Origin of the sequence: Sphingomonas telluris, assembly GCF_022568775.1 — a bacterium.
Lineage (GTDB): Bacteria > Pseudomonadota > Alphaproteobacteria > Sphingomonadales > Sphingomonadaceae > Sphingomicrobium > Sphingomicrobium telluris.
In genome coordinates, this window is the sequence record NZ_JAKZHW010000001.1 from 1,381,948 (window position 1) to 1,398,150 (window position 16,203).

Annotated in this window: 12 protein-coding genes; 6 read left to right on the forward strand and 6 right to left on the reverse strand. The window is 62.9% G+C overall.

Features of this window, described 5'->3' with window-relative positions:
* Positions 1 to 55 precede the first annotated feature (55 nt).
* The 5 genes from LZ016_RS07095 to LZ016_RS07115 all read left to right on the forward strand — a co-directional run bounded on the left by LZ016_RS07095 (position 56) and on the right by LZ016_RS07115 (position 6,661).
* Positions 56 to 1,207 (forward strand): hypothetical protein, encoded by a 1,152-nt coding sequence (locus tag LZ016_RS07095; protein ID WP_241446699.1) that lies wholly within the window; start codon positions 56 to 58, stop codon positions 1,205 to 1,207.
* A complete protein-coding gene (locus LZ016_RS07100) occupies positions 1,204 to 2,427 on the forward strand; it encodes a DegT/DnrJ/EryC1/StrS family aminotransferase (RefSeq protein ID WP_241446700.1) in 1,224 nt (407 codons plus the stop codon). Before LZ016_RS07095 ends, LZ016_RS07100 begins: the two co-directional genes overlap by 4 nt.
* A gap of 65 nt (positions 2,428 to 2,492) precedes the next feature.
* Positions 2,493 to 4,421, forward strand: a complete 1,929-nt coding sequence (locus LZ016_RS07105) for a polysaccharide biosynthesis protein (protein ID WP_241446701.1) — start codon at positions 2,493 to 2,495, stop codon at positions 4,419 to 4,421.
* Positions 4,422 to 4,440: 19 nt separating this feature from the next.
* Positions 4,441 to 5,067, forward strand: a complete 627-nt coding sequence (locus LZ016_RS07110; RefSeq protein WP_241446702.1) for a NeuD/PglB/VioB family sugar acetyltransferase — start codon at positions 4,441 to 4,443, stop codon at positions 5,065 to 5,067.
* A gap of 10 nt (positions 5,068 to 5,077) precedes the next feature.
* Positions 5,078 to 6,661: a glucosamine inositolphosphorylceramide transferase family protein gene (locus tag LZ016_RS07115; protein WP_241446703.1), complete on the forward strand. Its 1,584-nt coding sequence runs from the start codon at positions 5,078 to 5,080 to the stop codon at positions 6,659 to 6,661.
* Here LZ016_RS07115 and LZ016_RS07120 read toward each other — a convergent pair.
* From LZ016_RS07120 to LZ016_RS07145, 6 genes are all read right to left on the reverse strand, one after another.
* Entirely contained in the window at positions 6,658 to 7,779 is a 1,122-nt protein-coding gene (locus LZ016_RS07120) for a DegT/DnrJ/EryC1/StrS family aminotransferase (protein WP_241446704.1), read from the reverse strand. The genes LZ016_RS07115 and LZ016_RS07120 overlap by 4 nt on opposite strands.
* Positions 7,780 to 8,913 carry a glycosyltransferase gene (locus LZ016_RS07125; RefSeq protein WP_241446705.1) on the reverse strand — a complete coding sequence of 378 codons (1,134 nt, stop codon included), beginning with the start codon at positions 8,911 to 8,913 and terminating at the stop codon, positions 7,780 to 7,782.
* Between the two features lie 423 nt (positions 8,914 to 9,336).
* A complete protein-coding gene (locus tag LZ016_RS07130; protein WP_241446707.1) occupies positions 9,337 to 10,098 on the reverse strand; it encodes a PEPxxWA-CTERM sorting domain-containing protein in 762 nt (253 codons plus the stop codon).
* A 191-nt stretch (positions 10,099 to 10,289) separates the two neighbouring features.
* On the reverse strand, positions 10,290 to 11,441 hold the full coding sequence (nagA, locus tag LZ016_RS07135) for an N-acetylglucosamine-6-phosphate deacetylase (RefSeq protein ID WP_241446708.1): 1,152 nt from the start codon (positions 11,439 to 11,441) through the stop codon (positions 10,290 to 10,292).
* Positions 11,438 to 12,475: an SIS domain-containing protein gene (locus LZ016_RS07140; protein ID WP_241446709.1), complete on the reverse strand. Its 1,038-nt coding sequence runs from the start codon at positions 12,473 to 12,475 to the stop codon at positions 11,438 to 11,440. The genes nagA and LZ016_RS07140 overlap by 4 nt, the downstream gene beginning before the upstream one ends.
* Positions 12,472 to 13,209 (reverse strand): GntR family transcriptional regulator, encoded by a 738-nt coding sequence (locus tag LZ016_RS07145; RefSeq protein ID WP_241446710.1) that lies wholly within the window; start codon positions 13,207 to 13,209, stop codon positions 12,472 to 12,474. The genes LZ016_RS07140 and LZ016_RS07145 overlap by 4 nt, the downstream gene beginning before the upstream one ends.
* Before the next feature lie 210 nt (positions 13,210 to 13,419).
* Between LZ016_RS07145 and LZ016_RS07150 the strand changes: the two genes are divergently transcribed.
* Positions 13,420 to 16,152 carry a TonB-dependent receptor gene (locus tag LZ016_RS07150; protein ID WP_241446711.1) on the forward strand — a complete coding sequence of 911 codons (2,733 nt, stop codon included), beginning with the start codon at positions 13,420 to 13,422 and terminating at the stop codon, positions 16,150 to 16,152.
* The last annotated feature ends 51 nt before the right edge of the window (positions 16,153 to 16,203 follow it).

Genomic DNA, 16,203 nt, shown 5'->3' on the forward strand with positions numbered 1-16,203 from the left:
CGAGCACGACCTTGGCCGCCACGCCCTTCCCGTCGATCATTGAAGGACGGCTCACTTGACCCCGGTCGGTTTGATAGGCCTCCTCCTGAGCTTCGCAGCGCTGCCGATGGCGTCCGTTCGCCTGACCCAAAGCCGGCTGCTGCTGTTCCTTGCGCTGCTGATCGTCCATCTTTGCTCGACCGTCGTTTACTACGTCTACGTGCTGCACAATACGGCAGACACCTCGACCTACTTCTATGATGGCTGGCATCTCGCGCGGTGGCCATTCAAGCTGGGCACTGTCTTCACCGTGCAACTGGTTCAAAGCATGAAGGAGACGATCGGGGGAAGCTATCTCGATTACTTCCTGATCTTCCAGGCGGTCGGATTCTGGGGCGTCGTTCTGATCATGCGCTCCTTCGAAGAGATCCACATCGCTTTGGCTGTACCTCCGACGGCACTGACCACGGCATTGCTATTCCTTCCGGGTCTTCACTTTTGGACGAGCGCCATCGGCAAGGACGCGCCTCTGTTGTTCGCGACCAGCCTCGCGGTCTGGTCAGTCCTGTCCTTGCGAACACGGTTGATTCCATTCGCGATTGCACTTGGTGTCATGGTCCTCTTCAGACCGCACGTCGCCCTCATTACGGCGGTGTCCCTGGCGCTCGCGGCCGCGGTCGATTCGCGCAGCAGCATCGGCGCGAGGATCGGCCTGCTCATCCTGGCACTCGGCGGTTCGGCCCTGGTTGCCATGTCCGTGGACACAACCTTCAACATGACGGTCAGCAACCCGGATTCCGTGGCAGACTTCTTCGCTCGCAAGGCACAGGTAAACGATACGATCGCCGGGACGACTTCGATTGCGGGCGCTTCGATGCCAATGAAACTGTTCAGTCAGCTCTACCGGCCACTCTTCCTCGATGCGAATGGCGCTCTCGGGCTGATCGCGTCCGTCGAGAACTGCATTTTCATCGCGATGACTCTCTTCCTGCTGAGCAGGTGGCAGCAGGTTCTCAGGCTAACCCGGTCGGTTTTCTTTCTGGAGTTTGCCATCATCTTCGCGGCGACGCTGACGATCCTGTTGTCCATGGTCTTCTATAACGTCGGGCTGGGACTGCGCCAGAAAGTCATGATCCTGCCGGCCTGGTTAGCCTTCTTCGCGGCGAACTGGGCCTATTACGTAAAGACACGCGAGGTTCGGCCCGAAACACGAGAGCTGCCCGCATGAGCAGCGCTCCGAAGGAGCTCGGTGCGATGGAGGATCTCCGGCTCCGACCGGACGAGGCCTGGCCCGCATTTGAAGAAGACGAGATTGAGGCAGCGGGCGCGGTGCTGCGCTCCGGCAAGGTCAACCAGTGGACCGGTCCCGATGTCTCAGCATTCGAACGCGCCTGTACCGAACGCTTTGGCGGGTGCCACGGTGTCGCTGTCGCAAACGGCTCGGTTGCGCTGGAACTGGCACTTCGGGCTCTCGGAATTGAGTCGAAGGATGAGGTCATTGTCACGCCGCGATCGTTCGTGGCGTCGGCTTTCTGCGTGATGCTCGTTGGCGCAAAGCCGATGTTTGCGGACGTCGAGCCAGCCAGCGGAAACATCAGCGCCGAGACGGTCGAACGGGTCCTGACGCCGCGGACCAAGGCGATCATTCCGGTCCATCTCGCCGGCTGGCCTGCCGACATGCCGGCGATCATGGAACTCGCGGGCCGTCACGGAGTGAAGGTTATCGAGGATTGCGCTCAGAGCCCCGGCGCAACCGTGGACGGACGCCCCGCGGGCAGCTTCGGGGACGCAGCTGCATTCTCCTTTTGTCAGGACAAGATCATCACTACGGGCGGCGAAGGGGGCTTCGTCAGCTTCCGCGACGCGGATGCCCATGAACGGGCATGGGCATTCAAGGACCATGGGAAGAACCGCGCGAAGGCACTCGCGCCGCCAGACAATCCCGGTCAATTCCGCTGGCTCCACGACAGCGTCGGGACGAACTGGCGCCTCACCGGCCCCCAAGCTGCGATCGGGCTTGCCCAGCTTGGCAAGCTCGACGCTTGGCTCAAAACGCGTGCGCGGAATGCTCAGATCTGGATCGACGCACTATCCGAAACTCGCGGAATCAGCATGCCCCTCCCGCGGGAAGGCATGCGTCACGCCTTCTACAAGTTGTATTTTCAGCTTGAGCCGGGAACTGGCACGTCTGCTCGGACGGAAATTCTGCGCCGCTCGGCCGCAGAAGGGATTCGAGTTTTCTCTGGCTCTTGCAGCGAAATCTATCGTGAGCTGGCCTTCAACGGGATGCCCACGCCCAATTGCCCAACCGCGCAGCGGCTCAGCGAAACGAGTTTGATGGTCGAAGTGCACCCGACGCTGCGCCCGGACCTTATAATGCGGCGAGCTCAACGGCTTGCTCAAATAATCTCGGATGTTTTGTCCGAATCAGCTGCTAAGGACCATTGACCAGAAGGAACCTGAACGGGGTCATGGTCAGCGAATTCCTAAAGCGCCTTCCCGAATTGAGCCGGGTGCGAAAGCGAGCAATCCTCGTCGGCTATGACGGCGCCGCGATGGCCGTTTCCCTGTGGGGCGCATTTTCTGCTCGCCTTGGAATCCCGTATGTTCCTCAGAGCGCGAAGCTCATCCTGGCGGCCTGCGTGTCGTTCGCAATTGGGATTTTCGCGCTCTACCGTTTGCAGGTCTACCACATCGTCCTGCGCTACTTCGACCTGCGGACCGTCACCCGCATCTTCTCGGGCGCTGCAATCGCCGCCATCGCCTGGGTGATCCTCGTCTATCTGATGCAGGAGCGGATCCTCATCAGCGGCCTGCCGAGCTTCGTGCCACGCTCGGTCGCCTTCATCTACTGCGGCTTCCTGTTCCTGATGCTGTTCATGGGCCGCTACGTCATGGCCCTGCTGCTCTCAGGTGCCGCGCGAGTGCCCCCGCCCTCTCCGCATGCGCGCTTCAACATCGTCATCTACGGCGCGAACGCCGCCGGCATCAGCCTCGCCAACTCGGTGCGGATGACGCCCCAGTATCGGCTCGTGGCCTTCGTCGACGACGATCCTGCGCTCCGCGGCCAGATCCTGGCCGGATTGCCGATTCACGCCTCCTACGAGCTTCCGCAGATTTCACGCGCGGAGCGGATCAGCGAAGTCTTCCTCGCTCTTTCGAGCGCGAGCCGGAGCCAGCGCCTAGCCGCGATCAACCGGGTGACGGGACTGAACCTGAAGGCGAAGACGATCCCCGCGCCCGAAGAGATCGTCTCGGGTCGCTTCACCGTCAGTGACGTCCGCCCGATCGACGTCAGCGACCTGTTGCGCCGCGATCCCGTCGAACCGATCGGAGAACTCATCCGCGACGCGATCCAGGATCATACCATCCTCGTGACTGGCGCCGGCGGATCGATCGGTGCCGAAATCTGCCGGCAGGTGCTTCAGGGCGGTCCGCGCAAGCTGGTTCTCCTCGATCATTCGGAGTTCACGCTCTACGCGATAGACCAGTCGCTAGGCGAAATGCTCGACAAGCTTCCGCGCGACACACGCCCGGACATCGTTCCGGTCGTCGGCTCGATGCTGAACGAGGCCCTCATCCGTAGTCTGCTCCGTGAGCATGACGTCGACTGCATCTATCACGCCGCCGCCTACAAGCACGTCCCACTGCTGGAGCGGAACGAAGTCGTCGGCGTGGAGAACAACGTCCTCGGGACGCTCATCCTCGTTCGGGCTGCGTTCGAAGCCAAGCTCACCCGCTTCACCATGATCTCCACCGACAAAGCTGTTCGGCCGAAGAGCGTCATGGGCGCCAGCAAGCGGACCGCCGAGCTGATCGTGCAGGCCTATGCCGACCATCCGGCTTGCGAGACGGCGTTCGGCATTGTGCGCTTCGGCAATGTCCTCGATTCCTCCGGTTCGGTCGTGCAGCGCTTCCGCAAGCAGATCGCCCAGGGCGGACCGGTGACCGTTACCCACCAGGAGATCACGCGCTACTTCATGTCGATTCCCGAAGCGACGCAGCTGGTGCTCCAGGCAAGCGCGATGGCGCGGGACGGCGAAGTCTTCGTGCTCGACATGGGCGAACCGGTCCGCATCGACGAGCTGGCGCGGAACATGGTGCAATTGTCCGGAATGTCCGTGCGCGACGAGAACAATCCTGCCGGCGACATCGAGATTCAGTACGTCGGGCTCCGTCCAGGCGAGAAGCTCTACGAGGAATTGTTCGTAGGAGAGGACACGCTCGAGACCACTCACCCGCGCATCCACATGGCGAAGGAGCGGTTCGTCAGCCTCCAAGACCTTCAGCCGCATCTCGACGAGCTTCGCGAGGCGATCGGGAGCGGGCATGCCGGAACGGTCCGGCGGAAGCTCCGTGAGCTGATCGACCCGGAGGACGAAATCGAACGCGTTGCCGAAGGTGTCGTGACCCCGTTCACAAGGCGCGGTACGAACGCTTGAGTGAAGCGCAGGGGGCGGCGTGTCTGAACTGATCATTTTCGGGTCGGGCGGTCACGCCAAGGTCGTGATCGAGGCGGTGCGGGCACGGACTCCGGACCGGCCGATCATTCTCATCGATGATGACCCTTCCGCGGCGGGGCGCGTCGTGCTCGGAATCCCCGTCTCCGGCACCCGCGACTGGATCGCGTCCAACATCAGCGGCTCTCCCGTCGCTCTCGGAATTGGCAACAACCGCGGGCGAAGCGAACTTCTCGATTGGCTGGCGAGCGAGGGCTGCGAGGTCGAGCCCGTCGTTCATCCGTCGGCGATCGTCGGATCGACGGTGTCGATCGGGGCAGGAGCATTCGTGGCGGCGGGTGCGGTTCTGATTGCCGACTCCAAGATCGGCGAAGCGGCGATCGTCAATACGGCCGCGAGCGTCGATCATGACTGCCAGATCGGGAAGGCCGCGCACATCGCGCCGGGCGTCCGCCTCTGCGGAAACGTATCGGTTGGTGAGCGAAGCCTGATCGGGGTTGGCACCGCAGTCCGCCCCGGAATGTCCATCGGCGCCGATATCGTCGTCGGCGCGGGCAGTGCTGTGGTGACCGACCTAATCGAGGCCGGCACCTATGCCGGATGCCCCGCCCGCCGCATCGACGCCTAGGCACACGCCTTTGAACATTGCCGTCATCGTCGACAACGGAGCCGTTCAACGCTTCGCTTTGGACACCCTGAACGCCATCGATGGCGTCGACGAAATTGCCGTTTTCTCCTGCACTAATACCCGCCTGCCGAAGCGCTGGTTGAAGCACGGCGCCTATTACGCGCTGAACCTCCTCAGCGTCCGCAACCGGCTGACGCGCTTCGTTCCCGTCGCATCAGGCGAGAAAAGTATCGCCAGCACGACCGAGTTCGCGTCCGAATATGACGGGGCGTGGCAGCGCCTGCCTCCCGACATCGTGGCGAGGCTTCGCGCCGCGGATGTGATCCTCAAGTTTGGAATGGGTCTGCTTCGCGTGCCGAGCACGGGCGAGCTTCCCATCCCTATCCTGTCCTATCACCACGGCGACCCCGATCGATATCGCGGGCGTCCCGCCGGCTTCTGGGAAATCAGCGAGGGCGCTCCTGTCATGGGACAAGTCGTGCAGGTGATCGGCGATCGCCTCGATGCGGGTGAGGTCGTCGCCACCTGCGAGACCAAGGTCTTTCCCTGGTCCTACCGAGCGACCCTGATCGAGGCGTATCGGCACTCACCGCTAATCATCAACACCGCGATCCGGAACGCGCTCGCGCGCCGCACCCTCGCCAAGGAGCGAAATGGCCGAAATTGCCGCCTTCCGTCGAACGGGCGCACCATGGCGTTCACGCTTGCAATGGCGGGAAGGTTCGTTCGCCGCCTCCTCTACGGCGGCTTCGTCGAGAAGGCGTGGAACGTCTCCACGGCATCCGTACGCGAGCCGTCCCAAGTGATCGCGGGCGAGATTCCTCCCGCGAGCGAATGGCAAACCTTGCCGATTGCGAAAGATTACCGCATCTACGCCGATCCCTTTTATTCGGATGCTCTCGGGAGCATCCTCGTCGAAGCCCTCAACAAGCGGACCCGGCGCGGTGAAATCGTCAGCGTGGAAGCTACCGGCGAGCGACCCCTGATCCGGGAGGCTGGTCACCTGTCGTACCCCGCGACGACCCGCATCGACGGCAAGGAAATCATCGTTCCGGAATGTGCAAGCTGGTCCACGCCTCGCGCTTATCTCGCCGACGCCGATGCCCAGCCCCTGCCCACTCTTCGGATCGAGAATGACGAACGCGTCACCGACCCCACCCTGCTGCAGCACGGAGGCCGGATCTACCTCTTCGGGAACCCTCGGAGTGCGGGCGCGAGTGCGGGCGCGAACGTCCTTCACCTTTGGTCCGCCAGCGCGATCGACAGCGAGTTCAAGCTGCATCCTGCAAGCCCGATCCGCATCTCGCCTGAGGGTTCGCGAATGGGCGGAGCGATCCTCAATCTGGATGGGCGGCTCATCCGGTTCGGGCAGGATTTCTCAGGCGGCTACGGCGACGGCCTGATCGCCTTCGAAATCGATGAGCTCACTCCGGACAGCTATACGGAGCGCAAGATCGGCACCGTCCGCTTTGGCGACCGGCACGGACCCCACACGCTCAATTTCCGCGAAGGCGAGATGCTGTTCGACTGGTACCAGGAGCGGGTGTCGCTGCTGGCCGGCGTCAGACGCATCGCCGCTCGCCTGAAGCGCTAGCCGAGGGCTCGCAGGGCATCGATCACCCGGTCCTGATCCGCCTCGGTCAGGTACGCGCTCATCGGCAGGCTGAAGATCCTGTTGCTGACATCCTCGGCCACCGGAAAGTCGCCTGCCGAGTGATTCAGATGCGCAAGCGCCGTCTGCAGGTGCAGCGAGCGCGCGTAATAAATGGCGGTGGGAACCCCGGCGGACTTCAGCCCGGCGATCCATCGCTCCCGATCGTCGCCCGATGCGGCAAGCACCGAATGTTGCGCCCAGCTGCTGACATGTCCGTCGGGCACGTGCGGTGCCGTCAGCCAGTTCGGCAAGGCCTGCCGGTAACGCTCGGCGACCTGCTGACGCCGTTCGAGTTCCCCCGGGAACGCGTCCAGCTTTTCGAGGAGGATCGCAGCCTGGATGGTGTCCAACCGGCTGTTCGTCCCCACTCGGACATTGTCGTACTTGTCTTCCCCCTTCCCGTGCATGCGCAGCGACCGAAGCACGTCCGCGAGCTCATCGTCCTCCGTGAAAAGCGCCCCGCCGTCGCCGTAGCAACCGAGCGGCTTGGCGGGGAAGAAACTGGTCGTAGCGACGCGCCCGAATGCGCCAGCCTTCATCCCACGAACCGACGCACCGAAAGCCTGCGCGGCATCCTCGATTAGCTCCAGCCCGTGCCGCGCACAGACCTGTTCGATAGTCGCATAGTCTGCGGGGAGGCCGAACAGGTCGACGGTCATGACTGCGCGGGGCCTAACTCGACCGGCGTCGCGCGTGCGCTCAACTGCTTCCTGCAGCGCGACCGGATCGAGATTGAACGTGCGTGGATCGATGTCCGCGAAGACAGGCAGCGCACCGGCCAGCATGATCGCCTCGACCGTCGCGAAGAAGGTGAAAGGCGTCGTGAACACCGCGTCGCCCGGCCCAATCCCGAGCGCTCGCAATGCAAGCACCAGCGCGTCCGTACCATTCGCGCAGGTGACGGCGTGGCCTACACCGCAATAGCTGGCCAGCTCGCCCTCGAGCTCCGCCACCTCCGGCCCCATGATGAAGGCGCCATGCTCGAGCACGGCCTCGATGCGGCGATCGATGCGTTCACGAAGCGCCGAATATTGCGCCTTGAGGTCGATGAACTGCATTCAGCCCCCGCTCCGCCGCCGGATCGCCTCGCGGTACAATGCGCCATAGCTTCGCGCCATGGCCGCTGCGGAATGCTCCGCCTGCAAATGCCTGTACTGCCGCTTGGCAAGCTCGTTGCGTGTCTGGTCGGATCGCAGCAGCTCGACCGCTTTGTCTCCAACCTCCGCCGGGTTGCGGCTCGACCAGATCCAGTCGCTCTCTCCGCTATGATCGCCGCGCAACTGGATTGCGATGACGGGAACCTTGGCAGCAACCGCTTGAAGGCCGGCGACGCCCGACACGGCCCCGACGTTCGCGGTGACGTAGAGGTCGCTGATCGACAGCGGCAGTTCGATCCGTTCGATCAGTCCGGGAAGATGCAAACGGTCCGCGATCCCTGCCGCTGCGGCATCACGCTCGATCGCCGCACGCTCGGGTCCATCGCCGCCCATGACGAAATACACGTTGGGCCCAAGCTCCTCCGCGATCGTCGCGAACGCGGGCACGTAACGGCGCGGTCGTCGCTCCTCGATGAGTCGGCTGACCGTCGTCACAACCTTGGCGTCTGCCGGAATACCCAGCGACGCGCGATAATCCGCCTGCTGCTTGCGCGTGACGTTGCTCGTGTCGGTCTCGCCCAGCCCGATGGGAATCACCTTCGACGCGATATGCGCATTCCGCTTGAAAAACTCGCGCCAGTAGGGATCCTCGACCATCATCCCGAGGCCGTCCCACTGCCCCGCGAGCTGCGCATGGAACCAGCGTTGGATGCGCGGAATGGGCATGCCCACGGCGTGGTAGGTTTCGACCACTGCCGGACCGTTCCTGCCCGCCAACGCCCGCGCGCCCGCAGCGAACAGCGCGCCGTAAGTCAGGTGGCAGTGCAGCACGTCATGGTCGGCGATGAGCGAGCGGTTGGCCGAAATCCAGCGGACCATCTCCGGATACTTGCCCAAGCGCCCCATCGGCTTGTCCGAGACGAGATGGACCTTCACCCGTCGATCGAGGCCGTCGTGCGCGCGGTCCTTCGGCAGCGGATGGCCGAGGACCATCGTCACCTTGTCGCCCGCCGCAACCTGCCGGTTCGCAAGCTCGATCGCGAGCCGCTCGCCGCCGCCCCTGGCGAGGCTGGGAAGGACGTGAAGAATCTTCATTCGGCCCTCTTTTGGCGGCTGCTCCGCGCAAGGACCAGCGAGACTTCTTGGACACGGACCACCCCGCCCGCCTGAATTTTCAGGAGGATAGGCCTCGGCTCGCACCGGCGACCAGACCAGTCGGGTCAATTGCGGATATGGCTTGGATCTCAGGGAAGAAATGGTGGGCGTGACAAGGATGAACTTGCGGCCCCTGGGATGTCAGCACGAGCAGCCTCAGCTGACCTGCTGACTCTTCAAGGTTCCAAGCAGGCGAACATGCCGATTGGCCCAACAAAACGCGATTCGACAACCGTTCGCGTTCAAGTTGAACCAGTCGAACACTGTAAGTCGAGAGCCCACCTAAGAAGCCGATAAACAATCGGATTGCGCGCGCTCGATCGGAGAGAGGTTCTTCAGTTTGCGCCGGCAAGCCTCGTCAATTCATGTTCCGAAGGGTGATGGAAGCCGGGAATGCACCTTGTTTCGCCGGACGCGAACACCCGCGGCTACAAATCCCACGAGCATCATCATCCACGTCGAGGGCTCCGGAACCGCGGACGCGTTCGGCGTGTAAGAATAGCTCAAAGTGTAGTTGAAGAAGTTGCAGAGCTCTTCTCCCTGGAACGCTCCACCGTAGCAGACGGGGCCGAGTGAGATCGGTTGAAGCGGAGGATCTGAGCTGAACGTAATGTCCGATCCGTCGTAGAAACCCGGCCCGAAGAACCTTAGAGCCAGGTCCCAATCGTAGATGCCCGAAGTGCCCAACTGCGGTATGATCGAAGGATCGACGGAAAAGGTTGCCGCGCCGTTCGCCGACATCTCGAAACTCCGGTCATCATCCCTCACCGTCGCCTCGCCCGAGCCTGAGATGGGCACCGCAAACGTGGCGAGTTCTACCGATCCCTGGGATACCGGAAACAGGAAGAGAGAAAAATTTGATGTTCCGTCGATCGACCATCCAATATCCGCTGTTGCTGGATCGTCCTGCGGCCAACCACCGATCACGAACCCGCTGCGGTTCTCGGTCCCGCTGATCGCGAGAGTCACTCCGTCGAGAGTGCCGAGTGAATAGTCGAACCCGGGAAGGGCTCCGAGGGCCGCCCCATAGTTGTTGCCCGAAACGACGACGACTTCGGCACTCGCCGGTTGAGCGCTCAGTCCCGCCGTTATCGCTGCGGCAACGAGTAGACGCTTCAGCCCCATCGATCTCACTCCTCAGCTGTGAGTCGGAGCCAATGGTATCCTGAAGTCGGTGCGCATGCCTAGCCATGCTACCGTTTGTGGTTAGCTTCGGTCGTTGAACTTCGCTAATATCTGGGCCTGCTGCCAGCTTTCGTCGGAGAGGGGCCTCGCTCGAACGGGGCTGCACCACACGCGGGCGAAGCGGAGTAAAGTTACGCTTCAGGAACGCCCGCCCAAACTCCTCCGATCCAAGTTTCGCGCACCGTCAGTTCTCCGTCTAACAAAGCGAAGTCGGCCCGCCTGCCCGGGGCAATTACGCCTTGCTCTCCATCCAGCCCGAGGAACGCGGCCGGCGAGGCGCTTGCTATTGCCAGCGCAGTTTCGAGGGGGAGATCGAGAAGCTCGACGGCATTGCGGACGGCCCAAGCCATGTCGAGGTCCGATCCAGCAAGCCTGCCGTGTTCATCAAGGCAGGCTCCGTCCTTCGCGAAGATGGGCTTTCCCTGGAGAATGAATTCCTTCGACGCCGAACCGACGCTCGGCATGGCGTCGGTGACGAGCATGAACCTGTCGTGCGCCTTGCACCGCAATGCGATCTTTAACGTCGCCGGGCTGACGTGGTGGCCGTCGACAATGATCCCGCACCAGGTCGCATCGCTTTCCAGCGCAGCGCCGACGACGCCGGGCTCACGCGCGCCAAGCGGGGACATTGCATTGAACAGATGCGTCACGCCTGAGAGGCCGGCGTCCATTGCGGCGCGAACGTCGTTGTAGCTGCCGTTGCTATGGCCGGCCGACACGATGACCCCGGCGCCGACGAGGCGCGCGATCATTTCCGGCGTGGTGCATTCGGGAGCGACCGTAACGACAGTCCGGCCGGCCTTCATGGATGTCAGGACCTGGAAGCCCTCCTCGTCGAGGTTACGGATCTTGTCGGCGTCGTGAATGCCTTTGCGGTGCTCGTTGAGGAACGGGCCCTCGATGTGAATGCCGAGCACGCCCGGGACGCCTTGAGCGATCGCTGTTTCGACGGCCTCGATCCCCGATCGGATCACGTGGAGGTCGTCGCTGATTAGCGTCGGCAAGAAGCCGGTCGTTCCGAACGCACGGTGCGCGGCGCCAATGGTGCGGATCGTGTCTACGGTCGGAGCGTCGTTGAAGAGCACGCCCCCGCCGCCGTTTACCTGCGTATCGATAAACCCGGGAACGAGGAGCCCACCACGCAAATCGTGAGTCTCGAAGCTTCCGGCTTCCTGTTCGTCCGTCACGGCACGGATGCGATTGCCTTCGACCAGCACGGCCTTCCCTTCGGAGATCCTTCCGTCGATCAGGACTCGACCGTTGATCAGCGCCACTTTCGTCACAGAGTCTCCGTGACCTTCTTGAGATGCATCGGCTGGTCCGGATCGAGCCCTCGCCGAAGCGAGAGCGCGTTTGCGGCACGATAGAAGGCCTGGATCTGGAGCAGTGGCGCGATCAACTCATGGCTGGTTGGGACGGGGAGGCTGTGCGCTCCGGCGACGGCTCCGCCCGCGACGAAAACAGGCGCCCCATGCCCGACCATATCGCGCACGAGTCGGTCCACCAGTTCGCCAGTCTCATCGGGCTGACGGAGGACGAGCACAGGAAAATCGCGCCCGACGAGCGCCATCGGACCGTGCCGGACCTCTGCCGCGCTGAACGCTTCGGCGTGGACTCTGCAAGTTTCCTTGAGCTTGAGAGCGGCCTCCTGAGCGACGCCGAGACCCGGCCCGCGGCCGATTACATAAAGGCCGTCGGCATGAGCAAGGCACTCGACCAGCGGCTCCCAGTCGGAACTCCATGCTTCCTCAAGGAGGGTGGGTGCGCCGTTCAACGCGCCGAGCAGATCCTGGTCGCCATTCCATGCCGCTACGAGGTGCAGAATGGCCGCAAGGCTCGCGATGTAGGACTTGGTGGCGGCGACGCTTTCCTCGACGCCGGCACGGAGCGGGATCGTCAGATCGCATTGCTCGGATAACGGAGAGCCTTCCGCGTTGACCATTGCGACCGTGAAGGCATGTCCGGCCTTCGCGCGATCCAGGGCCGCAAGGATGTCCGGGCTGCGTCCCGACTGCGAAATCGCGAGCGCCAGCATGTCCCGAACGTCCAGCGTATCCCCGTAAACCGACGACACGGACGGTGCCGCCGAGGTGGTAAGGACTCCGGCGCGAGTCTCGACCACATATTTCGCGAAGGTCGCCGCATGGTCCGAACTCCCTCGTGCGTAGGTGATCACGCCTCGTGGAGGCTCCGCCCGCAGGCGTTCACCCAGAGATCGAACGAGATCGCCGTTCTCGAGGAATTGCCGCGCTACGACGGCGGGAGCTTCGGCAGCCTCGGCGAACATCCGCGTTTCTTGCACGTGACGAATGCTCATGCGCGCGCGTTCAACTCTGCAACGAAGTCGTATGCGTCGCCGCGATACCAGCTTTCGGTCGCCTCGATCACGCGGCCGTCATCGAGAAATCCGCGGCGCTCAATGTAGAGAGCGGGAGCGCCGGGCTCGACCCCCAGCAGCTCCGCGCGCTCCTCGTCGAGCAGTACGGCACGAAGCCGCTGTAGCGCGCGAGTCGGCCGGTTGCCCTCCGACTGCAGCGCCGCGTAGAGCGAGTCCTCCACGACGTGGACGTTCGGAAGCCCGAACCCAGGGATCTTCGTATATTCGAGAGCCATCGGCAGGTCGTCGGCGAATCGGATGCGATTGAAACGATAGACGGCGGCGCCAGGGCTCAAGCCAAGCGCGAGCGACTCTTCCGGCGTGACTGAACCTTCCGTGCGCGTGAGCCATTCGCTGTGAGGCGTGCGCCCGCGAGCGATCATGTCCTCCGAGAAGGACGTGAGCTTGGCGAACTGCTTTTCGACCCGTCCGCTCACGAACGTACCGGCGCCCTGCTTGCGAAGGAGGAGGCCCTCCGCGACCAATCCGTCGAGAGCCTTGCGCACGGTAATCCGCGACACCGCGAAATCGGTTGCGAGGTCTCTTTCCGGCGGAAGCGCGTCCTGCGGTCCAATGACCGATGTGTCGATCGCCCGGCGCAGCGCGTCTTGGAGCCGGCGGTACAGCGGCCCGCGCCCGTCCAGCTTTCCAATCCGCTCCGCTAAGCCCGTCACCCCGTGCCCCCCGCCGGTTACGCGAGTCTCATAATACCAATCTGTTACCAAATGCCAGCAGAAAAATTTCAAATGCCTTATATACCGCCACAATTCCGACCCTCTTGACGTTTGAAACCAATTAAGGAATGGTCTGCAAATTACGGACCATTGGTATTCATTTGGAACTAGTCCACTGATTGCCCGCGGCTCGAAAGGGGGAGACAGGGTATGGCCATTCGGCACTTGATCGTCAGCTCGGCGAGCGCGTTCGCGCTCATGGCTGGAACGGCGCACGCGCAAACAGCAGATCCGAACCAACCGGCGCCGCCTGCACCGGCCACTGACGCAGCTCAACCGGCACCGTCGGCACCGGCAGACGCAGCGAGCGGCGACGAGATCGTCATCACCGGCATCCGCGCGAGCCTTCAGCAGGCGATCGCGATCAAGCGCCAGGCCGACGCGGTCGTCGATGCCGTCTCGGCGGAAGATATCGGCAAGTTCCCGGACAAGAACGTCGCCGAGGCCTTGCAGCGCGTAACGGGCGTTTCGATCAGCCGGGATTTCGGCGAAGGCGAACGCGTATCGGTGCGCGGCACGGCGCCGAACCTCAGCCTCACGTTGCTCAACGGTCATGCCGTCGCCACCGCCGACTGGTTTGTTCTCGACCAGCTCGCGGCCTCTCGCTCGTTCAACTATTTGATGCTGCCCGCCGAGATGGTGTCGACGCTCGAGGTGTATAAATCGCCGAAGGCCGACATCGAGGAAGGCGGCATCGGCGCGACCATCAACGTCAAGACGCGCATGCCGCTCGACGAGAAGCCGTTGACCATCAACGGCTCGCTTCAGGGTGTCTACTCCGAGCTCGCCGATAAGGTGGATCCCAACGCCTCGGCGATGATTTCCTGGCACAATCAGGACAAGACGTTCGGCCTGCTGTTCGGCGCGATCTATCAGAAGCGCCATCTTCGCCGCGATGGCGTCGAGGTGCTGGGTTATACGGCCGCGCCCGAGGAGCTGGGCGAAGACTTGCAGATCCCGGCCCTCGTCGGCTCGGTGCTGTTCAAGCAGACCCGTGAGCGCATCGGCTTCAACGCAACGGCGCAATGGCGTCCCACCGATACGGTGGAGATGAGCCTGACCGGGCTCTATAGCCACATGAACGCCGACAACTTCAACCAGAACTACATGGCGTGGTTCTCGAACATGCTGAACAACGGCGCTGTCCCGACCAATACGACCGTCGAGGACGGCACCGTTACCTCCGGCACGTTCGCGATGATCCCGGGCGTGAACGGCGCGGTCTTCGATGCGATCGATCGTCTCGCGCACACCCAGACGCGGTCGCTCGATTACAATGTCGACTTCAAGCCGGACGACAAATGGGCCTTCCACGGCCAGATCGGCTACACCGACGCCGAAGGCGAAACCGAAGCGCAGCCGTTCTGGGAAACCAACGCTCCGACGGGCTTCACCTTCGACCTGCACGGCGTTCCGAAGATCCACTTCACGGATCTCGACCCCGAGAGCGCGGACGGGATGACGCTCGGCTGGGCATCCTATGACACGATCAAGAACACGGACCAGGAATTCTACGCGCGCGGCGACGTGACGCGGCTCATCGAAGCGGGGCCGTTCCAGTCGATCAAGGCGGGACTGAAGTTCACCAACCACAAGCGCGAAACGCTGCACATCGCGGGTCGCACCGGGACATTCTATCCCTGGAACGGCAACGATTGCGGTGGTGGGGCGCCCTGTGGTCTCGACACCGTTGCCGGCAGCATGACGCCCGGCAACTTCCTGTCGGACATCGGCGGCAATGGCGTCCTCGATTCCTACCTGCAGGTGGACAAGGGCGCTCTAGAGGACCTGTTCGGCACGCTCGACTTCGTCGATTGGACGCCAACCACGACGGCGCGCGACATCCGCTTCCTCAATCCGCAGGCGAGCTTCCAGATCACGGAAAAAACCTATGGCGGCTTCGTCATGGGGAATTTCTCAGGCGAGCGCTGGCGGGGCAATCTCGGCCTGCGCCTGGTCCACACGGACCAGACCGCCGACGGCTGGTTGATCGGTGACCCGGGCGGGGAGCCCAATCCATTCGGTCCGATCACGCCGGTCACCTTCAAGAACAGCTACACGGACTGGCTGCCGAGCGTGAACGTGGCGTTCGACGTCAGGGACGACATGATCATTCGCGCCGCGGCCGCGCGGACGGTCACGCGTCCCGATTATGCGTCGATGGCTCCGCAGATCGAGCTTCGTCCGACGATCCTGACCGGGACGGGCGGCAATCCGCAGCTCGATCCGTTCCGTGCCGACCAGTTCGACATCTCGTTCGAATGGTATCCGTCGCGGCAGTCGCTGGTTTCGGTGGCCCTCTTCTACAAGGACATCCAGACCTACATCACGTCGGCGACCGCCACGGAAGTCCATCTGGTCGAGCAAAACGTCAATCCGAACCCGGCGGGCTGTACCTCCGCAGGTGCGAACCTATGGAACTGCGCATTCCAGGTGACGCGTCCCGTCAACGGTTCGGGCGGCACGAACAAGGGCGCCGAGATCAGCTGGCAGCAGCCGATCTGGGGCGGCTTCGGCTTCCAGGCGAATTACACCTATTCCGACGCGAAGAAGTCCGACGGACGCGCGGTCGAGGGTAACTCCAAGCACACGGTGAACCTGGTCGGCTATTTCGAAAACGACCTGCTCAGCGCGCGTCTCGCCTACAATTATCGCTCGAAATATTTCGTCAATCAGGACCGCGCCTCGGCGCTAACGGCGGACGCATCTTCGTCGCTGGATGCGTCGGTCAGCGTCAACGTGATGGACAATCTGGCGGTGACGTTCGACGCCATCAACCTCACCGACGAGAACCTGAAATACTACGGCAACTCCAAGGCGCAGCCGCGTGCCATCTATGACAACGGCCGGCAGTTCTACTTCGGCGTTCGTTTCAAGTATTGAGGGCGGGAATGAGGGCGCGGAGCTGAAGCAGCTTCGCGCCCTTCGCTGCCG